20 protein-coding genes and 1 CRISPR repeat array are annotated in these 17,439 nt (G+C 71.5%); of the genes, 9 read left to right on the top strand and 11 right to left on the bottom strand.

Annotation, left to right across the window (positions count from 1 at the left end; genetic code table 11):
- Nucleotides 1–165: 165 nt before the first annotated feature.
- Nucleotides 166–618: a nuclear transport factor 2 family protein gene (locus tag ACFQ6N_RS01455; RefSeq protein WP_380646101.1), complete on the bottom strand. Its 453-nt coding sequence runs from the start codon at nt 616–618 to the stop codon at nt 166–168.
- A gap of 144 nt (nt 619–762) precedes the next feature.
- Here ACFQ6N_RS01455 and ACFQ6N_RS01450 point away from each other — a divergent pair, with 144 nt between their 5' ends.
- The 5 genes from ACFQ6N_RS01450 to ACFQ6N_RS01430 all read left to right on the top strand — a co-directional run bounded on the left by ACFQ6N_RS01450 (nt 763) and on the right by ACFQ6N_RS01430 (nt 4,860).
- A complete protein-coding gene (locus ACFQ6N_RS01450) occupies nt 763–1,335 on the top strand; it encodes a TetR/AcrR family transcriptional regulator (protein ID WP_380646100.1) in 573 nt (190 codons plus the stop codon).
- 82 nt (nt 1,336–1,417) lie between these two features.
- Nucleotides 1,418–2,650 carry a damage-control phosphatase ARMT1 family protein gene (locus tag ACFQ6N_RS01445; RefSeq protein WP_380646099.1) on the top strand — a complete coding sequence of 411 codons (1,233 nt, stop codon included), beginning with the start codon at nt 1,418–1,420 and terminating at the stop codon, nt 2,648–2,650.
- 141 nt (nt 2,651–2,791) lie between these two features.
- Entirely contained in the window at nt 2,792–3,166 is a 375-nt protein-coding gene (locus ACFQ6N_RS01440; RefSeq protein WP_380646098.1) for a phosphatidylserine decarboxylase, read from the top strand.
- Between the two features lie 82 nt (nt 3,167–3,248).
- Nucleotides 3,249–4,694 carry a hypothetical protein gene (locus ACFQ6N_RS01435; RefSeq protein WP_380646096.1) on the top strand — a complete coding sequence of 482 codons (1,446 nt, stop codon included), beginning with the start codon at nt 3,249–3,251 and terminating at the stop codon, nt 4,692–4,694.
- 31 nt (nt 4,695–4,725) lie between these two features.
- Nucleotides 4,726–4,860 carry a hypothetical protein gene (locus ACFQ6N_RS01430; protein WP_380646095.1) on the top strand — a complete coding sequence of 45 codons (135 nt, stop codon included), beginning with the start codon at nt 4,726–4,728 and terminating at the stop codon, nt 4,858–4,860.
- A 449-nt stretch (nt 4,861–5,309) separates the two neighbouring features.
- On the opposite strand, the gene ACFQ6N_RS01425 is transcribed toward ACFQ6N_RS01430, so the two are convergent.
- On the bottom strand, nt 5,310–5,501 hold the full coding sequence (locus ACFQ6N_RS01425) for a hypothetical protein (RefSeq protein ID WP_380646094.1): 192 nt from the start codon (nt 5,499–5,501) through the stop codon (nt 5,310–5,312).
- 296 nt (nt 5,502–5,797) lie between these two features.
- Here ACFQ6N_RS01425 and ACFQ6N_RS01420 point away from each other — a divergent pair, with 296 nt between their 5' ends.
- Nucleotides 5,798–6,388, top strand: a complete 591-nt coding sequence (locus ACFQ6N_RS01420; protein WP_380646092.1) for a DUF1707 domain-containing protein — start codon at nt 5,798–5,800, stop codon at nt 6,386–6,388.
- Between the two features lie 44 nt (nt 6,389–6,432).
- Here the strand turns inward: ACFQ6N_RS01420 and ACFQ6N_RS01415 are convergent, their stop codons facing one another.
- The gene (locus ACFQ6N_RS01415; protein ID WP_380646090.1) at nt 6,433–7,551 is read right to left on the bottom strand and encodes a serine hydrolase domain-containing protein; all 1,119 of its coding nucleotides are present in this window, start codon (nt 7,549–7,551) and stop codon (nt 6,433–6,435) included.
- Between the two features lie 649 nt (nt 7,552–8,200).
- Here ACFQ6N_RS01415 and ACFQ6N_RS01410 point away from each other — a divergent pair.
- Complete coding sequence (locus ACFQ6N_RS01410) at nt 8,201–8,404, top strand: hypothetical protein (RefSeq protein ID WP_380646088.1); 204 nt, start codon at nt 8,201–8,203, stop codon at nt 8,402–8,404.
- A gap of 68 nt (nt 8,405–8,472) precedes the next feature.
- Here the strand turns inward: ACFQ6N_RS01410 and ACFQ6N_RS01405 are convergent, their stop codons facing one another.
- From ACFQ6N_RS01405 to ACFQ6N_RS01390, 4 genes are all read right to left on the bottom strand, one after another.
- Nucleotides 8,473–9,237 (bottom strand): class I SAM-dependent methyltransferase, encoded by a 765-nt coding sequence (locus tag ACFQ6N_RS01405; protein ID WP_380646087.1) that lies wholly within the window; start codon nt 9,235–9,237, stop codon nt 8,473–8,475.
- A 192-nt stretch (nt 9,238–9,429) separates the two neighbouring features.
- The gene (locus ACFQ6N_RS01400; protein ID WP_380646085.1) at nt 9,430–10,083 is read right to left on the bottom strand and encodes a LysE family translocator; all 654 of its coding nucleotides are present in this window, start codon (nt 10,081–10,083) and stop codon (nt 9,430–9,432) included.
- Between the two features lie 322 nt (nt 10,084–10,405).
- Complete coding sequence (locus ACFQ6N_RS01395; protein ID WP_380646083.1) at nt 10,406–11,092, bottom strand: hypothetical protein; 687 nt, start codon at nt 11,090–11,092, stop codon at nt 10,406–10,408.
- Nucleotides 11,093–11,294: 202 nt separating this feature from the next.
- Complete coding sequence (locus ACFQ6N_RS01390; protein WP_380646081.1) at nt 11,295–12,146, bottom strand: LysR family transcriptional regulator; 852 nt, start codon at nt 12,144–12,146, stop codon at nt 11,295–11,297.
- Between the two features lie 95 nt (nt 12,147–12,241).
- Between ACFQ6N_RS01390 and ACFQ6N_RS01385 the strand changes: the two genes are divergently transcribed.
- The gene (locus tag ACFQ6N_RS01385) at nt 12,242–12,973 is read left to right on the top strand and encodes an SDR family oxidoreductase (RefSeq protein ID WP_380646079.1); all 732 of its coding nucleotides are present in this window, start codon (nt 12,242–12,244) and stop codon (nt 12,971–12,973) included.
- 48 nt (nt 12,974–13,021) lie between these two features.
- Here ACFQ6N_RS01385 and ACFQ6N_RS01380 read toward each other — a convergent pair whose 3' ends face one another.
- The 3 genes from ACFQ6N_RS01380 to ACFQ6N_RS01370 form a co-directional block, all read right to left on the bottom strand.
- Nucleotides 13,022–13,345 (bottom strand): hypothetical protein, encoded by a 324-nt coding sequence (locus ACFQ6N_RS01380; RefSeq protein WP_380646078.1) that lies wholly within the window; start codon nt 13,343–13,345, stop codon nt 13,022–13,024.
- A 300-nt stretch (nt 13,346–13,645) separates the two neighbouring features.
- Nucleotides 13,646–13,856: a CRISPR direct-repeat array (repeat unit 28 nt; unit sequence CTCCTCCCCACACGCGCGGGGATGGCCC).
- A 71-nt stretch (nt 13,857–13,927) separates the two neighbouring features.
- The gene (locus ACFQ6N_RS01375; protein ID WP_380646077.1) at nt 13,928–15,112 is read right to left on the bottom strand and encodes a helix-turn-helix domain-containing protein; all 1,185 of its coding nucleotides are present in this window, start codon (nt 15,110–15,112) and stop codon (nt 13,928–13,930) included.
- Nucleotides 15,113–15,210: 98 nt separating this feature from the next.
- Nucleotides 15,211–15,855 (bottom strand): HAD family hydrolase, encoded by a 645-nt coding sequence (locus ACFQ6N_RS01370; protein WP_380646076.1) that lies wholly within the window; start codon nt 15,853–15,855, stop codon nt 15,211–15,213.
- Between the two features lie 589 nt (nt 15,856–16,444).
- On the opposite strand from ACFQ6N_RS01370, the gene ACFQ6N_RS01365 reads away from it, so the two are divergent.
- Complete coding sequence (locus tag ACFQ6N_RS01365; RefSeq protein ID WP_380646075.1) at nt 16,445–16,792, top strand: hypothetical protein; 348 nt, start codon at nt 16,445–16,447, stop codon at nt 16,790–16,792.
- Here the strand turns inward: ACFQ6N_RS01365 and ACFQ6N_RS01360 are convergent.
- On the bottom strand, nt 16,773–17,435 hold the full coding sequence (locus tag ACFQ6N_RS01360; protein WP_380646074.1) for an HAD family hydrolase: 663 nt from the start codon (nt 17,433–17,435) through the stop codon (nt 16,773–16,775). The genes ACFQ6N_RS01365 and ACFQ6N_RS01360 overlap by 20 nt on opposite strands.
- Between the last annotated feature and the right edge of the window lie 4 nt (nt 17,436–17,439).

Below are 17,439 nucleotides of genomic sequence, written 5' to 3'. Positions count from 1 at the left end.
ACCAGCCGCGGCCCCCCCCCCGTCGGGTGCGCCCACCCCCCCTTCCCCCCGGGGCCCCCGGCGGGGTGTCCTCACCCCCCCCCCCCAACCCCCCGGCCCCGGCCGTTTCCCCGGCCGTTTGCCTGGCCGTTTGCCTGGCCGTTTTTCCTCAGGCCGTCTTCTTCGTCAGGCCGACGGCTGCTCGCCCTCCAGGGTCTCCACCAGCCCGCGCAGCCCGCCGCCGACCACGACGAGGGCCAGGTGGTCGTGGTAGTCCCGGCTCTGCACGATCAGGCCGTCGCGGACCCGCAGGATCAGGACGTTCGAGACCACGACGCGCCGCCCGGTGGCCCGGTGGTGCACCCGGTAGTCGAACTCGGCGACGATCACCTCGGGGTCGTCGGTCTCCCGGACCACCACGTTCTCCGCCTGGAGATCGACGGGCAGGTGCTCGCCGATCTCCGCGAACCGCTTCTCGACGACGGCCCGTCCCTCGAACCGGCGCGGTCCGACCGGCTGGAACACGGTCTCCACCACCGTGTCCTCGGCGTAGAGCGCGGCCAGTTCCGAGAACCGCCCCTCGGTGATGCCCTCCAGCAGCTCGGTGAAGACCTCGCGCGGCGACAACGTTTCGGACATGATCAACCCCCAGGATCGCGTCACTGGAATCGGACCAGCGACTCCGTTTAGTACCATACGGACTAGCCACTCCGGTTGTCCAGGGGTACATCCGCCACCGGCACCACCACAGCGCCCGGAGCGGCAGAAGAGGGAGAAGGAATGATGAGCGGGGCAACGGAACGGCCGCTGCGCGCGGACGCGGCCCGCAACCGGGCGAGACTGCTCGACGCCGCCACGGAGGTGTTCGCCGCCCGCGGCATCGGCGTGCCCACCGAGGAAATCGCCCGCGCCGCAGGCGTCGGCGTCGGCACCCTCTTCCGGCACTTCCCCACCAAGGAGGCGCTGTTGGAAGCCGTCATGGTCCGCCGACTGGAGACCATCACCGCCCGCATCACGCAGCTCGCCGCCGAGACCGGACCCGCCGAGGCCTTCTTCGGCGGCTTCCGCCTGGTGGTCGAACACTCGGCGGGCAAACAGGAGTTCACCCACGCCCTGGCCGCCGCCGGCGTGGACGTGCACGCCTCCCTGCGCGGCTCCACCGAACCGATGCGGGCCCAGCTGTCCGCACTCCTGGCCGCCGCGCAGCAGGCCGGAGCCGTCCGGCCCGACATCGGCCTGCCCGACCTGATCGCCCTGCTCGTGGGCGTCGGCACGGCCACCGACCAGCTCGCGGCCGACCCGGCCGCCCGGGAGCGGGTCTTCGACGTGGTCTTCACCGGCCTTCGACCGCACTGACCCGCCGACCTGCCAGCCCGCCGACCTGCTGACCGCACCTCCCCGCTACAGACACCTGACGACGAGAAGGACGGGCCCCACCATGCCGGACGCACCCGTGATCCGCAGCGACACCCCCGGCTCCTTCGCCTGGGGCGTCTTCCACGAACGCCACCCCCCGCTCGTCCGCCAGGTCCTCGACGCCCTGCCGTACGGCCCCGCCGAACGGGCGGCGGTCCAGCGGCTGCTCACGGAGAGCACCTCCGGCGTCCTCGAACCACTGCCCTCGGCCGCACCGGACGGACCGAACGGACCGAACGGACCCGCCGCCGCTGACGCCGCCCAGTGGACGGCGTGGGGCGAGGGCCTGTGGGGCAAGCCGTGGGGCGAGGCGCCGTTCCTGTGGGCCGAGAGCTACTTCTACCGCCGACTGCTCGACGCCACCGGCTACTTCCGGCCCGGCGCGTGGCAGGGCGTCGACCCGTTCGCCCCGTTCAAGGCCGCCGAACTGCGCGGCACGGCCGTCGACGAGGAGCTCGCCGCACTGGCCGGACTCGACGCACTGCCGCCCGACCGGCGCGCCGACGCGCTGCTCTCCTCCGCCTTGTGGGGCAACCGCGCCGACCTCAGCTTCCGGATCACCGCAGAGCCGGGCGGCGCGGCCGCATCCGACCTGGTCGCCGACGACAGCGCGCTGCTGTGGGCCGCCCTGGAAGGGGCCGGGGCCGGGCGGGTGTGCGTCGTCGCCGACAACGCGGGCCGGGAACTGCTCCCCGACCTCGTCCTGATCGACCACCTCCTGGCCCACGGCCGGGCGGCACACGTCGTGCTGTACGTGAAGCCGCAGCCGTACTACGTCTCCGACGCGACGATGGCCGACGTCCTCGCCGCCCTCGACCGCCTCCGCACCGCCCCCGCCCGGGCCCGGGCCGCCGCCGCGATCGGCGAACGGCTGTGGCAGGCGATGGGCGACGGCACCCTGGTTGTCCGCACCCACCCGTTCTTCTGCGCGCCGCTGCCGTACCACGACATGCCCGCCGACCTCCGGGCCGAGTTCTCGGGCACGGCGCTGACCATCGTCAAGGGCGATCTCAACTACCGCCGCCTGGCCGGCGACCGCCACTGGTCGCCGACCACCCCGTTCGCCGACGTGACACGGCACTTCCCGTCACCGGTCGCCGCCCTGCGCACGCTGAAGTCGGACGTGATCGTCGGCGTCGACCCCGGCACCGTCGCCCGCCTCGACGGCACCGACACCCCCTGGCGCACCGACGGCCGGCACGCCGTCATCCAGGTGTCCGCCGCTTCTCCTTCGCCTCCGGCTCCTCCCGCGTAGCGGCCCTCCGGAACCGCCGGGCGTACCGCCACGGGTAGGTGGTTTCCAGACGAACGGAGTAGCTGCGGGCGCCGCCACGGGCGAACCGGGACGTACTGGTGTGGGTGCATCCAGCACGTCGGCTACGGGTACGACTACAGCATGTTCGACGATTTCCGCCGCGGGTACGCCGTCATCAAAACGCCGTACCTGGACCACACCGGAAAGCCGGACGGGCACGGATACGTCGCCCTGGTGCCGGTCGGCCTGAACTCGATCGGCTCCGTGAAATTCCGTGACAAATTCCGGGAGATCACGAAGGAGAAACCCCCGGTCGCGGTGGAGAAGGGCGAGGAGATCGGCTATTTCCAGTACGGCGGCTCGCTGAACATCCTGCTCTTCGAGAAGGGCCGGTTCCCCGCACTGCAACTGCTCATGGGACAGCGCATCGGCATCCTCCAGGAGGAGGAGCACACCCGGTACATGTTCGAGAACTTCCGCCGCTCCCACCCCCGGCAGACTCCGCCGGCGTCCTGATCCCGGGCCCTGATCCGGCACCCGCCCCCTCCCCTGATCACGACCCCGCTCCCGCCCCCGCCCCCGAACGGAAAGGCGCACTATGTCCCGCAAGCCCGTGTACTCGATCCCGGCCGACACCCCCGGCACGCAGACGATCCACTTCTACCCCGACCCCGCGAAGAAGGAGGAGGAGGGCCTCCCGAAGAAGGTCCGGTCCTACGCCGGGTACGCGGACGTCGACGGCCCGGGCCCGGCGAAGAGCCACCTGTTCTACTGGTTCTTCGAAAGCCAGACCTGTGACCCCAACATCGACGCCCAGGCCCAGCAGCAACTGGTCGACGACACACCGCTGCTGATCTGGCTCAACGGCGGGCCCGGCGCCTCCTCCCTGGTGGGACTGTTCCTCGAGAACGGCCCGCTGCGCATCGGCACCGACGCCACCGGAACGGTCACGGTGAGCCCCGACACCTGGAACCAGGAAGCCCACGTCGTCTTCTGGGACCAGCCCGTCGGCTCGGGCTACAGCTACTGCGAGACCCCGGACACGTACGTCGAGGACGAGGAGACCGTCGGCCTGATGTTCTGGCGGGCCCTTCAGCAGTTCTACGCGACGTACCCCGAGTACAAGAAGTGTCCCCTGTACGTCTGCGGCGAGAGCTACGCGGGGAAGTACGTGCCGGCGATCGCCCGGACGATCCACCGGAAGAACCACGAGCAGGCCGGCACACCCCTCCCCCTGGCCGGCATCGCCGTGGGCAACGGCTGGATCAAGCCGGAGCTCTCGGTCCGCTTCCTGATCGACTACGCCTACGCCTCCGGCCTCCTCGGCCTGAACCAGAAGGCCGTCCTGGACGACTCCTACGCCGCGTTCAAGACCGTCCTGGAGGAGGGCGAGAAGGAGCACGACACCAAGAAGCTGAAGCAGGCCACCGACCTCGGCAACGGCATCGTCAACGCCGTCGTCGCCTACGGGGGCAACTTCGACCTCTACGACGTACGGAGCTGGAACGACCTGGACTGGGGCGCGCTGCCCGCCTACCTCAACAGCCAGGGAGTCAAGGACGCGCTGCACGTCACGTCGGAGTGGCTCTGCGCGGACAACTCCGGCCCGGTGGCCGAGGCGCTGAAGGCCGACAACATGGCCGACGCCTCCCCCTGGTACACCGAACTCATCCAGGCGAAGGAACAGTACAAAGTCCTGCTCTACACCGGGGACTTCGACACCGCCTGCGGCTACCAGAGCACCGAGGAGATCCTCGACGCCATCGTGGAACCGCACGACGCCTGGCGCAAGGCCGAGCGGCTGATCTGGAAGCAGGCCCAGGGCGACCCCAAGGGGTTCGTCCGCACCCTCGGCAACGTCACCCAGGTCGCCCTGCCCGGCTCCGGACACGAAGTACCCGCCTACCAGCCGCAGATCTGCCGGGAGATGCTCTACAACTGGCTGTCCGGCCGCCCCTTCCGCGGCCAGGACCCCGAGCGCGTGGCCCAGGAGATCCTGGCCAAGGCCCAGGAGGACGCCCGGAAGGAGAAGGAGAAGGGATGAGCGGGACCACCCCCGTCAGGACGGAGCCCTGATGTCACCGGACCAGGCTCCGAGCCTGGACCCCGCCCCCTCCGTCCAGCCGGCCCAGCCCGACCCGCACGTCAAGCAGGGCGTCGACATCCCCGTCTCCGTCCGGAACCTCATCGAGAACGGCCGGACCGGGTAGGCCGCCGTCGGACGGGCTCCGGCGAGCCGGTCCGGAGCCGGGTCCGTCACCAGGCCAGGTGACGGGCCCGGTGCCGGACCCGGGCCCCGGCCCCGGCCCGATCCACCCGATGTCACCGCCACGTGGCACGATGTCCCCAGTCCTTTGACAGCTCGACAGACCTCCTCAGCAGCGCCCCAGCCCAGCCTCCTCCCCGCGCCGGCGGGGGTCAGCCGACGATCCTGACGCGCTCGGTGGAGTCCCTGGTCACTTCCCCGCACCGGCGGGGGTCAGCCGCGGGTTCCGCTGCCGCTGGTGCAGATCGGCGCCGCCTCCTCCCCGCTCCGGCGGGGGTCAGCCGTCGGTGAGCGACTTCACCATGGGGCGGACGTACTCCTCCCCGCACCGGCGGGGCCGCCCCGGGCCGACCGTACCGCCGTACGGCCGGCCGCTCGCCCGCCCCGGAGTCGCTACTTCTCCGGGGTCGGCGAGGGCTCGTTCGGCGGCGGTGGGGTCGACGGGCCCGCAGGCGGCGCCTTCGGGCCGCCGATCCCGCCCGACCCGCCACTCGCCGGGTTCTGGCCGTCCTCGCGCATGGTCTCCTCCGTCTCCTCGGCTGCCGCGATCTCCTCGGCTACCGGAGCCTCCTCCGGCACAGGCATCACGGGGTGCGCCGGCGCCCGGTTCGGCCCCCGGGAGCCGCGACCGCGCTGTCCACGCCACCGGCCCTGATCGTGCGACGGGACCGTACCGCTCATGGCATCCTCCTCTGCTGCCCGGCCCCCATGGTGACGCGGCCGTCGCCTGCCCGGAGCGTGTTCGACGGAGTTCGGCAGCGCCACCACCCGTTCCACACGCGGCCCGCCCGGTCCGGCCCGCCCCCAAGGCGCCGGGCCGGAGCGGGCGCTGATCCACCGTCGACCGGCCGGGGTGCGTGCCCGTGTCCTACAGTCCTTCCATGGACAACCCGGAGCAGCTGCCGATACCACTGACCCCGCAGACCGCCCAGGTGGAGCCCCGTGCCGGGGACGCCGACCGGGAGGCGGTGGCCGAGCGGCTGCGCGTGGCGGCGGGCGAGGGCCGCATCGACCTCGGGGAGCTGACGGAGCGGCTCGACCTCGCGTACGCGGCCCGGACCTACCGCGAACTCGACGCCCTGGTGGCGGACCTGGGCGAACGGCCGTCCGCCGGCGCCGAGTCCGCCGACGACGTGCTGGTCCTCAAGCCCAGGCTGAGCAACATCAGGCAGAGCGGCCGGTGGACGGTTCCCCGGCGGATCGTCGCCGAGTGCCGAATGATGCAGATCGAGATCGACTTCACCGAGGCCGTGTGCCCGCACCGCGAGGTCACCGTCGAGGCTGCGTGCGGTACGGGCCGTATCCGGCTGGTCGTCCCACCCGGCTGGGGCGTCAGAGTGGACGGGTCGAGCACCAACACCGGCCGCATCGTCAACAAGGCCGCCGAGGTCGCGGAGCCCGGAGCCCCCACCGTCACCGTCGTCGGCCATCCCCGGTCAGGGCTGGTCAAGATCAAGCAGCGCCGCCGCTGAGCGCGCGAACGGTGTCACTCCTGCGCTCAGGCAGCAGTCGGCCGTCACCTGCACAAGGTGGCGTCGAGGAGCGCCAGGACGTCGGAGGGGCCCTGCTTGGTGGGCTCCCTGTCGGCAGTGACGGCAACCGTGACGGCGCGACCGTCATCGGTGGCACCGGTGCGCGTCTGGTAGCCGGGGATGTCACCGCCGTGCCCCCACATCAGGCCCCCGCAGGTCAGCGTCGTACTGGTCACTCCCAGCCCGTACCGGGCGCCGGGCCACATTTTGCCGGCGGGGACCTCGACGGTGGTCCGCATCTGGGCGAGCTGCGCGGGCCCCAAGAGCCTGCCGCCGAACAGCGCGGTGAAGAACCGGTTCAGATCACTCGGGGTGGAGATCACCTGCCCGGCGGCCCAAGCCCAGGAGGGGTCCAACTCGGTGACGTTGTCCAACGACCCCCCGGGCCGCGCGGAGTAGCCCTCCGGGTGCGCTTCCCGGATGCCCTGGTCGCCCACGCCGGGAAAGTAGGTGTGGCGCAGCCCGATGCGATCGATGACCCGCTGCGTGATCTGCTCGGCCAGCGGCCGGCCGGTGACCTTCTCGATGATCAGGCCCGCCAGGAGGTAGTTGGTGTTGCTGTACGCCCAGCCGGCCCCGGGAGCGAACAGCGCCTTGTGCGCCAGCCCCAGATCGAGCAGGGTGCGGGGCTGGACGTAAGTGTGGCGCCCCGAGCCGTCGAGGTCGCCCACGAATTCGACGTAGTCGGGCAGTCCGCTGGTGTGCTGCAGCAGCTGGCGTACCGTGATGTGGCGGCCGTCGATGCCCTCGCCGCGCACCAGGTTCGGCAGGTACTGCTCGACCGGGGCGTCGAGAGCGACCTTGCCCTCCCCGACCAGTTGCAGGACGACCGTGGCGGTGAACGCCTTGGTGTTGCTCCCCGCCCGCACCTGCCCGTCGACCGGCACCTTCGCCCCGGTCCTCAAGTCCGCGACGCCGGCGGCGTAGTTACGGGTGCGCCCGTCACGGCCGAGGTCGGCCACCAGGGCGGCGGGGTACCCGTCGTCGTGCACCAGACGGTCCAGGCCTTGCCGCACGACCTCACCGGAACCGCGGGGCTGCGCCGCGGACGCGGGCAGCGCGCCCCCCAGCGCCAGACCGGTGGCGGCCGTCACCACCACCATCGCGATCCCTCGCCGCGGCCCGGACGACAAGGCGCGGGCACGTCGAAGCAGGTGAGGACGATCGGTCATAGGGAAACCCTCCTTGTGCACCCTGCCCGGGCGCATCGATCATTCGTATGCCTCCAGCCTCGGCGTTCAAGATCCACCGATCCATCCGGGCAGCGGGCCCATGCGAGAGGGGGATAACCCCCGACCGGGCGGACGAGACCAACGGCCACGAACCACCGAAGCCCATCCCCGATGTCACCGGCACATGCAACGATGTCCGAAGCCCTTTGACACCTCGACAGATTCCCCCGACACCGACCCGTCGGGGCCGTGATGCGAAGACCCCACATCACCCCAGCTCAGAAAGCCTCCTCCCCGCGCCGGCGGGGGTCAGCCAGCTCCGGGGCCGGATCGCCGGATGTTCGGCTTCTCCTCCCCGCGCCGGCGGGGGTCAGCCGTACTCCAGCATCGGCGCGACCAGGCACGGTGCCTCCTCCCCGCACCAGCAGGGATCAGCCGTGCGCGAGGCAGTGCCTGAGCTCGTCGAGCTCGTAGAAGTAGCTGCCCTTGGTGACGGGCTTGCAGGTCGACTTGAAGGCCGTCTCCTTCTCGTTGTAGAGCATGCGTACCAGGTGCCTGGCCGGCTGCCCCCTCGGAGGGCGTGTTCGCGAACAGGTCCCACTGGATGTTCGCGGCCATCGGCGATACCCCGGCTCCGCGCCACGGGGACGTCACCGAGACCGCCGAGCCTCCGCTGCGCCTCCAGCTGGGCGCGGATTCGGTCGAGCGCATCGAGGCGAAGCCGGACCTGGTACGGCTCGAACTCGACCAGTGGCGCCATGTAGCGCTCTCCACCCCCCTCTGACACCCGAGCCGGCGCGGGCGGTACGGGCGGTACGGGCGGTACCGGCTCGGCGACTCCGGCAACGCCCCTCACTCGGGCCGTCGGCGCGCGAGGTGGACGATGATGTCCGCGACGATCTCGACCGTCTCGGGCAGGACCCGCGTGATCGCGTCGTACGCCTGCTGTCGCTTCGATCGCGGCAGTCCGAGATACGCCGAGACGGTCGACAGGTAGCCGACGTAGTCAGGAGCGCTGATCGTCAACCGCCGCGTGACGACGGCCTGTTGAACGTCGAGGAACAACGGGGACCGTTGCAGCTCCGTACCCGGCCACTGCATCTCCTCGTCCGGAGCGGTGCCGTCGGGAGACGGAATGTCGTCGCTCTCCAGGAACGGCGCCCGTGCCGCGCGCACGGACTCCTCGACAGCGGGGTCAGCCGGCTGGACCGGGCCGCCGAACGAGGCGAACACGCCCTCCGGTTCCAGCAGCCCGGCCACTTTCGACCACCGACCCTCCGGGCGTGTCCAGTGCAGGGCTGCCGCCGCATAGACCAACCCGTAGGTCCCACCTGGCCGCAGGTCCTCGAACGCGGCCCGCACGGTCGTCACGTTCGCGGGCACGGCCTTGTCCAGCTCGACGAGCATGGCGGCGTCGGGCTCCGTCGCTGTGACCGCGACCCCGTGCTCGGCGAACAGCCGGGTCGCCTTGCCTGTCCCCGCACCGATCTCCAGGGCCGTCCGAACCGGCCGGCCCGCGTACGTCATCACCACGTCGAAGAGTTCCTGGGGATACCCCGGCCGGAACCTTTCGTAGGATTCCGCGATGGCACCGAAGCTGAGCGCGCGAGCAGACATGCCGAGCATCCTGGCACGACCTGGGCAGACAGCGCTTGGCGATATCCGGTGGCCTGGCCTTCCGCTCTCAAGCCGGGTCACTGCGTGACGTCGCGCGGTACGTCGCGCAGGACGTCGCGCAGGACGCCCGCTTCCGCCCCGAGCGCTCACTGCTCGCGCTTCGCCCCGGGCACCTTGGCTGCCTGCCCCTCCTCAGGGCGTGCCGGCCACCACGGCCTGCGAGCGGTCGGCGGCGATCCGTACCGCGAAGCCGGCCAGTGCGGTGCCCATCACATAGCGCTGGATCCGCGTCCAGAGCGGGCGGCCGGAGAAGAACGTCGAGACCGATCCGGCGGTCAGCACGAAGATTCCGTTCACGACCAGCCCGACGACGATCTGGGTCAGTCCCAGCAGCAGGCTCTGCAGCGCGATGTGACCCCGGCTCGGGTCCACGAACTGGGGCAGCAGTGACATGTAGAGGATCGCGATCTTCGGGTTGAGCAGGCAGGTCAGCAGGCCGATCGTGAAGAGCTTGCGCGGCGGGTCCGGCACCAGCTCGCGCTGCGCGAAGACCGAGGGACCGCCGGGCCGCACCGCCTTCCACGCCAGCCAGAGCAGGTAGCCGGCGCCGGCCAGCTTGACCGCCAGATAGATCTCCGGCACCAGGGAGAAGACCGCCGCGATGCCCGCGGTCGCCGCCAGCAGGTAGGCGACGAAGCCGGTCCCGGTGCCGGCCAGTGAGACCAGTCCGGCGCGGCGCCCCTGTGCCACCGAGCGGGAGACGAGGTAGACCATGTTCGGTCCGGGCGTGAGCGCCATCCCGAACTCCACCGCCGCGATGCCTGCTATCGCGCTGATACCGATCATGTCGCCCGCCCCCAACCGTCCTGTTCCGGGGGCGAAACCTAACACGCGACGCTCTTTCGGATGACGCCCCGGTCGTCCACGAGAACCGTACCGACCGTCTGTATGCGCTGGTGGAGGAGTCGCGCGCGGTGTCGGCCACGGCCGGCCGGGCAGCGCGCGGCGGCTGATGGCCCACGTCGAGGGTCCGCACGCCGGCTGTCGTGCCGGCACGGCATCTGTCGTCCCGTGCACGCCTGTTGGAACCGGCTTCGAAGCCGGCAGGCCGGTACGGATTCGGAATCGGAATCGGAATCGGTTCGGATTCCCAAGAGCTCGGTTCGGCTCAGGAGTCCTGGACGAGCAGCCTGCCCTGGGCGCCGTCCTCGGACACGAAGGCGAACAGCCTCGGCGACGCGCCGAGGTTGAGGCGGAACGGCACCCAGTTCGAGTCCAGCTGCAGCAGCAGCCGCCACGGGCCGCCGTCCGGCCACTCGTCGCCCTGGAAGAACAGCGGTGTTCCGCCGATCTTGTCGCCGTCGACCTTGTCGCCGTCGATCAGGTCGGCGCAGCGGTTCCGGTCGGCAGAAGGCAGGGCATCAAGCTCCTCGTCCGTCATGGAACCGGGCTCGTCGACGGGGCGGAGGTCGACGGTGAACTCCACCGCCGACCCGTCGGCGCCGTACAGCCCGGGTCCGGTCGCCAGCGGGCGCACCGGGCCGGCGTAGTCGCCGCCGGGCTGTACGATCACCGCGTTCTCGCCGCCGTCGGGGTCGATGATGTCCGGGTCGAAGAAGTCCTCCCCGTGGTCGGCGTGGGTCACGAAGACGTAGGCCACCTTGCCCTGGCCGGCCGCTCCGAGTACCGGGCCCAACTCGATCTGGCCGACGAACCGCATCGGCCGGTCCCATGCCGCGCTGATCGGCCACTGCGGACCTGCCAGCCACACGGGCTGACCGCCGAACTTGGTGGTCGGCGTGGAGATCGGCCGGCCGGTCACGGAGAAGCCCGTGATGTGCAGTGCTCTCACCATGCCCGGCATCATGCCAAGCGGTGGCGACATCACTGCCGCAGGTTGCCCGGATCACCGCCCGCGAAGGCCGGTGCCCCGCGAAGCCCGCGCCTCGCGGAGCCCGCTCCTCGCGAAGCCCGCCGCCCCGGGAAGCCCGCGCCTCGCCGGGATCCGGCGCCCCCGGAGGGCTCGCACCCAGGGGAGGACCTGTGGCGTATCGGAACTACCGCAGACGGGTCGCGGTCCGGACAAGGTCGGCGACGGCTCTGGACCGGCGGTGCGGCGGCCAGGCGATCACGGTGGTGACTTTCGGCGCGTCCAGCACGGGCACGGCGGCGAGGTCGCCGTGCAATCGGGCTCGGCACGACTCCGGCGAGACCGCGCAGGCACGGCCGAGCGCGACGAGCTGCAACAACTGCGCGTGGTCGCGGACTTGCGGTCCGGGGCCGGGCGGGTAGGTGCCGTCGGGGTCGGGCCAGCGCGGCAGGGGCAGGCCGGGCAGCCCGGTGATGTCGGCCATGTGCACATGGGTGCGGGCGGTGAGCGGATGCCCGGCCGGCAGGACCACGACCTGGCCCTCCGTGCCGAGTTCCTCGGTGTGGAACCCGGCCGTCGAGTCGAACGGCCGGTGCAGCAGCGCTACGTCGGCCCGGCCCTCGCGCAGGAGGCGTTCCTGCTCGGCCGGGCCGCACAGGATGACGTCGACGGGGACCGCGCCGGGTTCGACGGCGTACGCGTCCAGGAGTTCCGCCAGCAGTTCGCGGGACGCGCTGGCCTTCGTGACCAGGACCAGGCCGGGACGACCGGTCGGGGGAAGGGCGGCGCGGCGGGTCCGGCGCTCGGCCGCTTCGACCGCGTCGAGGGCCGCCCGGCCCTCGGCCAGCAGCACCGAGCCGGCCTCGGTCAGCGTGACGGTGCGGCTGGTCCGGTCCAGCAGCGCTCCCCCGAGCCGGCGTTCGAGCTGCCGGATCGCCCGTGACAGGGGCGGCTGTGCGATCCCGAGCCGCTGCGCGGCACGCCCGAAGTGCAACTCCTCGGCGACAGCGACGAAGTAGCGCAGTTCCCTGGTCTCCATCCGGCCACGGTACTCCGGATCAATACCTGGAAGGTATCGATGCCCACCCGATCGGTCTTGGACCCCGGCCGGGGTCCGGGAGCAGCATGGTCCCCATGAGCGAACGAACGATTGCGCTGGTCACCGGCGCGAACAAGGGAATCGGCTACGAGATCGCCGCCGGCCTGGGCGCCCTCGGCTGGAGGGTCGGCGTCGGCGCCCGCGACGACCAGCGCCGCAAGGCCGCGGTGGAGAGGCTGCGCGCGGCCGGCGTCGACGCCTTCGGCGTACCGCTGGACGTGACCGACGACGCGAGCGCGACCGCCGCCGCACAGCTGATCGAGGACCAGGCCGGGCGCCTCGACGTGCTCGTCAACAACGCCGCCATCACCGGCGGCATGCCGCAGGAGCCCACCCGGATCGACCCCGCCACCATCCGCACGGTCGTGGAGACCAACGTCATCGGCGTCATCCGCGTCACCAACGCGATGATGCCGCTGCTGCGCCGCTCGCCCTCACCCCGGATCGTGAACATGTCCAGTAGCGTCGGCTCCCTCACCCGGCAGTCAGGAACCGCCGGTGAACTGACCACCGGTCCGGTGGCCGCGGCGTACGCGCCGTCGAAGACGTTCCTGAACGCCGTCACCCTCCAGTACGCCCGGGAACTGAGCGGCACGAACATCCTGATCAACGCCGCCTGCCCCGGCTACGTCGCGACCGACCTCAACGGCTTCCGCGGCGTACGCACCCCCGAACAGGGCGCGGCCATCGCCATCAAACTCGCGACCCTGCCCGACGACGGCCCGACCGGCCAGTTCTTCGAGGACGGTGGTGTCGTGCCCTGGTGAGGTGCGTGCGGCGACCGGCCGTCACCGGCACAGCCAGGCCGGTGACCGCTACCGCAGCACCCGGGCCGGCAGCGGTTGACGCCAGTCACCGCACATCCGGACCAGGGCCCGCCGGGCGGCAGTTCGGACCTCGTCCCAGCGGGGATCAGCGGCCAGCGTGTCGGCCCACAGGCCGGAGTGATCCCGGACCTTCATCTCGCCGAACAGCAGATCGATTGACCGAAGATCGGGAACAGCCCCCAGCTCCAGGGCCTCGGCCTGACGGAGCACAAGATCGAAATCGAAGACGATCGCCTCCGTCAGCACCTCGTGCCCGGCCGCCCAAGCCAGCTGATCCGCCGGCTCGGCGGACAGCACCGCCAGCAGCGACACCAGCCAACGCTGCCTGCGCCCGTCCCCACCAGTACTCATACGAGGAGGGTCGCACAAACGGGTCCGCGCTCCGCAACCAGGCCCTTGCGGGGGCCGTTCGACAGCGCTTCGACGGGTGTTCCCGTCAGGACCCGATGCCGAAGCCATGCCCGATGTCACCAACACGTGCCAAGATGTCCCAAGTCCTTTGGCACTTCGACAAACCCACCACAAGGCCGGCCCGCCTTCCGGACCGGATGCCACCGGATCGACCTAACCAAAAACTGGCCAAGGCCTCCGCATCGCCCCAGCTCAGAAAGCCTCCTCCCCACACGCGCGGGGATGGCCCCCCGGACACCACCCAGGACAGCTGACGCCAACTCTCCTCCCCACACGCGCGGGGATGGCCCAGTGGAAGTGCGCGAGAAGGGGCAAAGTGGACACTCCTCCCCACACGCGCGGGGATGGCCCTCCGTCAGGCGCGGCGGGTCCAGCGCCTGACGCCTCCTCCCCACACGCGCGGGGATGACCCCGTGACGCGCTGGCCGAGCCGCGTGCAGGCCCGCTCCTCCCCGCAAGTGCCACAACCTGTGACACCCCGACCTACACAGCCCGGGCCCACCGCGCGAGCGCCAACACTCGGCTGTCACGGCCCCGGGTCAACCGCACGGCCGCCGCCAGCTCAGCCCGCACATGCCCGTGCTCGCGCACATGCTGCGGCGCGATCTGCCGCGCCACCAGCAGCGACTCGGCGGCATGCCGGGGGCGGCCGAGGTGCCTCTGGGCCCGTCCGAGGTCGATGTAGTAGTGCGACCGACGCTCCGCAGGCAGGCTCCGCGGGGGCGCCCAGCGAGCTGCCCCGGCCACCGCCGTGTGCAGGTCGGACGGGTCGCCGAGCTCCACCGCGACGGACAGCCGGTGGATTTCCAGCGAGTCCGGGCCCACCGCGGTGCCGTCGTACAGCCCCTCACGAACCTGGCCCGCCAGGACGCCGGCCTCCCGCAGGTGCTCGCGCGCCACGTCGGCCTGCCGCATCCGGCCCGCCGCCACGGCCGCCCGCATGTGCAGCGCGGCAGCCGCCGCGGCCAGCGGCTCGGACACCGGCGCGGGCATCCGGTCCACCGCGGCCTGCAGCGCGCGCAGGCCGGGCCCGAGTTGGTGCGCCGCGAAGTGGGTCTCCATACGGACGTAGGCCGCCGCGGCGCTCAGCGCCGGGTCGCCGGCCAGGTCGGCCGCCCATCGCATCAGCTCCACCAGGCGGGCGCTGAGGTCGCGGTGGCCGTACTTGTAGGCCAGGGCGTCCGCCGAGCGCACCGCGAGCGCCAGCAGCCGGGCCGCTTGCTTTCGCTCGCGGCCGTTCATCTGGTCGACGGCGCGGAACAGCTCGGCAAGGAGCGCCGGCACCTGCTCCGCGAGGCGGGCGTACTGGGACTGCACTCGGTCCTCGACCGCCGCGGTAACCGCCACCGCGAGCTCGGGCAGCGGGCGGATCGGCCCGTCGTCCGGTAGGTCGTAGGCGGCGATGACGCGGCGGATCTCGGGGATCGCCTGGTGCACCCGGCTGTCGCTGCGGCCCGGGCCGTCGAGGAGGGCGTCCGCGGTGACGCCGAGCGCGCGGGCGAGCGCGTCGAGGACGGCGTCGCTCGGCGTCCGCTCGCCACCCTCGACTTTGCGCAGGGTGCTGACGCTGACCCCGGCCGCGTCGCACACTTGCCGGCGCGTCAGCCGCCGCGCGAGTCGGTGGGTTTCGATGCGGCGTCCGAGCTCGGCGGCCGTGGTCCCTGGCATGCTGGTCTCCGTTCCGTGGTCGCACTCGGAACGGTACCGGCGGTGAGGTCGCTGCCGGGGTGGTTCGTCCCGCCGACCAGTCCGGCGGGACGGACCTGCTATCGGGTCAGCAGGTCCGCCAGTTCGGTCAGGGAGTCGACGCTCCAGTTTGCGGTCGGCGCGGTCGTGGTGAGGCCGATCGGGCCCCGGCGCAGGTGCGCGGTCCGCAAGCCTGCGGCGGCGGCCGGGGTGACGTCATTGTCGGGGTGGTCGCCGACGTACACGATCTCGTGAGGCTCGCCCGGCGCCCACGCGATCACCCGCCCGAAGAAGCCCGCCGCAGGCTTCGACACACCCCATTCAGCCGAGGTGGCGATGGCGTCCGCCGGGAGCGCGAGGCCGGTCAGCAGGGCCGAGACTGCAGCGTTCTGGTTACCTGCGATGCCCACCCACAGACCAGCCTGGCGCAGACGGGAGAGACCCGGTCGCACGTCCGGGTAGAGATCCGTCTCGTCGAGGTAGTCGCCCTGGCCTGCGTCCTGACGGGCACGCCATTCCGCACCCACGTCGACACCGGGCCGGACGATCCGGATGGCGTCGGCGTTGTCGCGGCCTTCTGCTACCACCATGCCTACCAGGGCCGACAGTGTGTGCTGAGGTACCCCAAGCCAACGGGCCCAATCACCCCAGTAGCGGGTGTCACTGGTCAGGGTCTCGCCGATGTCGAACACCACGGAGCGAATGGGAACGGAGCGAATGGGCATGGGGTGAGCCTACGCAGGCCTGAACCGAAACACGACGAAGCGCCCCCCGCCCGGACCCGAAGGTCCAAGCAGGAGCGTGGTGTTCAGCGGGAGACGAGGGGAACGACCGCGGCCGCCGCGACCCCGGCCAGCCCTGCCAGGGCATGAAGGCCCCGGCGGTCCGAGCGTCGGCCTTCCTCAGCCGCGGCACGGTCACGCTCCAGCGCGTCTTTCCGCTGATCGTGCTCGGTGGGCTGGCCATAGTGGTCCCGGAGCTGCTGGTCAGTCTGGCCGGTGCGTTGGAGCGTGAGGTAGCGCCGACAACCATCTGCTTGGCGGCGCGATCCTTGCCCATTCGGCCTTCGTCCCTGGGTGGGAAGGCCTGATCGACCATGCACGCGAGCGCATGCAGGCAGCGCGCGCCTATGCTCGTCGGGCCCCGGCCTCCGCCGAGGTGCTGGCGTGGCTCGACGCTGTCGAAGCCGAGTGCCTGACCCGCTGCGGGGACCATCGTGGCGCCCTTGCCCTACTGCGGCGTGCTGAAGAGGCCCTGGATGCGGACAACGACGCAGTGTCGCCGGACTGGTTCACCTGGTTTTCGGTGGCTCGCTTGCGTGCCTTCCGCGGCAACACCGAGCTGCGCGCGGGCCTGATCCCGCAGGCCCGGACCACCCTTGAACAGACACTCGCCGAGCTGCCCAAGACCGACGGCAAGCAGCGGACTGTCGTCCTCGCCGACTTGGCCGCCGTCGAGGCTGCAGCCCGGCACCCCGAGGAGGCATGCGTGCTACTGGAGAAGGCACTGGACCAACTGGCAGTCACCTGGTACGCCACCGGGATGGAACGGGTCCGTGACGCTCGGCGGGCGCTCACCCCGTGGCAGGCCTCGGCGGCCGTCCAGCACGTGGACGACCGCCTGTACTCATGGTCAGCGACGCTCAGTGCCCTGCGGCGTTGAGCTTGGCGATCAGCTCTGGCAGCTCCGCGAGCGAGTCGATCCGGAACGTCGCCTGTGCGGCGGCCGGGTCGTGCTGCTGGATCCAGCCCCACGGCCCACGCCGGATCAGCGCCGTCCGCATCCCCGCCCGCGCGGCGGGGAGCACGTCGTTGTCGAGCCGGTCACCGACGTACAGGATCTCGTCCGACGCGGCCGGCACGACCTCGGCGACCCGCTCGAAGAAGGCTGGGTCCGGCTTGCTCGCCCCCCAGTCGTCCGAGGTGCCGATCAGGTCGACGTCGGCGGTGAACAGCTCGCGCAGGATGCGACCGGCCCGCACGGTCTGGTTGCCGGCGATGGCCAGCCACAGGCCGTCCGCCCGGAGCTGGGCGAAGGCGGGCCGGACGTCCGGATAGAGATCCTCCTCGCCGAAGGTCTCCGGCTCGCCGGCTGCCGCCCGCTTCTCCCGCTCCTCGTACAGGTCGAAGCCCGGGGCGAAGATCCGAAAGGTTTCCCGGTAGTCGAGCCCGCGCGCGATCGTCGCGCCGAAGGCCGAGACGAAGGTGTGCCTCGGTACCCCCAGCCAGTCAGCCCAGGTGCCGTACTCCCGGGTCTCATCGACCAGGCACTCCCCGACATCGAACACCACAGCCCTGATCGCCATGTCC

Source organism: Kitasatospora sp. NPDC056446, assembly GCF_042796115.1.
Classification (GTDB): Bacteria; Actinomycetota; Actinomycetes; order Streptomycetales; family Streptomycetaceae; genus Kitasatospora.
The sequence above is the reverse complement of the archived record's forward strand: the minus strand, read 5'-3'. Positions and strand labels throughout refer to the sequence as shown.

Bases quoted from the DNA above. Each gene is read 5' to 3' on its own strand.
- ACFQ6N_RS01455 (WP_380646101.1), bottom strand. From the start codon at position 618: ATGTCCGAAACGTTGTCGCCGCGCGAGGTCTTCACCGAGCTGCTGGAG.
- ACFQ6N_RS01450 (WP_380646100.1), top strand. From the start codon at position 763: ATGAGCGGGGCAACGGAACGGCCGCTGCGCGCGGACGCGGCCCGCAAC.
- ACFQ6N_RS01445 (WP_380646099.1), top strand. From the start codon at position 1,418: ATGCCGGACGCACCCGTGATCCGCAGCGACACCCCCGGCTCCTTCGCC.
- ACFQ6N_RS01440 (WP_380646098.1), top strand. From the start codon at position 2,792: ATGTTCGACGATTTCCGCCGCGGGTACGCCGTCATCAAAACGCCGTAC.
- ACFQ6N_RS01435 (WP_380646096.1), top strand. From the start codon at position 3,249: ATGTCCCGCAAGCCCGTGTACTCGATCCCGGCCGACACCCCCGGCACG.
- ACFQ6N_RS01430 (WP_380646095.1), top strand. From the start codon at position 4,726: ATGTCACCGGACCAGGCTCCGAGCCTGGACCCCGCCCCCTCCGTCCAG.
- ACFQ6N_RS01425 (WP_380646094.1), bottom strand. From the start codon at position 5,501: ATGCCTGTGCCGGAGGAGGCTCCGGTAGCCGAGGAGATCGCGGCAGCC.
- ACFQ6N_RS01420 (WP_380646092.1), top strand. From the start codon at position 5,798: ATGGACAACCCGGAGCAGCTGCCGATACCACTGACCCCGCAGACCGCC.
- ACFQ6N_RS01415 (WP_380646090.1), bottom strand. From the start codon at position 7,551: ATGGTGGTGGTGACGGCCGCCACCGGTCTGGCGCTGGGGGGCGCGCTG.
- ACFQ6N_RS01405 (WP_380646087.1), bottom strand. From the start codon at position 9,237: ATGTCTGCTCGCGCGCTCAGCTTCGGTGCCATCGCGGAATCCTACGAA.
- ACFQ6N_RS01400 (WP_380646085.1), bottom strand. From the start codon at position 10,083: ATGATCGGTATCAGCGCGATAGCAGGCATCGCGGCGGTGGAGTTCGGG.
- ACFQ6N_RS01395 (WP_380646083.1), bottom strand. From the start codon at position 11,092: ATGGTGAGAGCACTGCACATCACGGGCTTCTCCGTGACCGGCCGGCCG.
- ACFQ6N_RS01390 (WP_380646081.1), bottom strand. From the start codon at position 12,146: ATGGAGACCAGGGAACTGCGCTACTTCGTCGCTGTCGCCGAGGAGTTG.
- ACFQ6N_RS01385 (WP_380646079.1), top strand. From the start codon at position 12,242: ATGAGCGAACGAACGATTGCGCTGGTCACCGGCGCGAACAAGGGAATC.
- ACFQ6N_RS01375 (WP_380646077.1), bottom strand. From the start codon at position 15,112: ATGCCAGGGACCACGGCCGCCGAGCTCGGACGCCGCATCGAAACCCAC.
- ACFQ6N_RS01370 (WP_380646076.1), bottom strand. From the start codon at position 15,855: ATGCCCATTCGCTCCGTTCCCATTCGCTCCGTGGTGTTCGACATCGGC.
- ACFQ6N_RS01360 (WP_380646074.1), bottom strand. From the start codon at position 17,435: ATGGCGATCAGGGCTGTGGTGTTCGATGTCGGGGAGTGCCTGGTCGAT.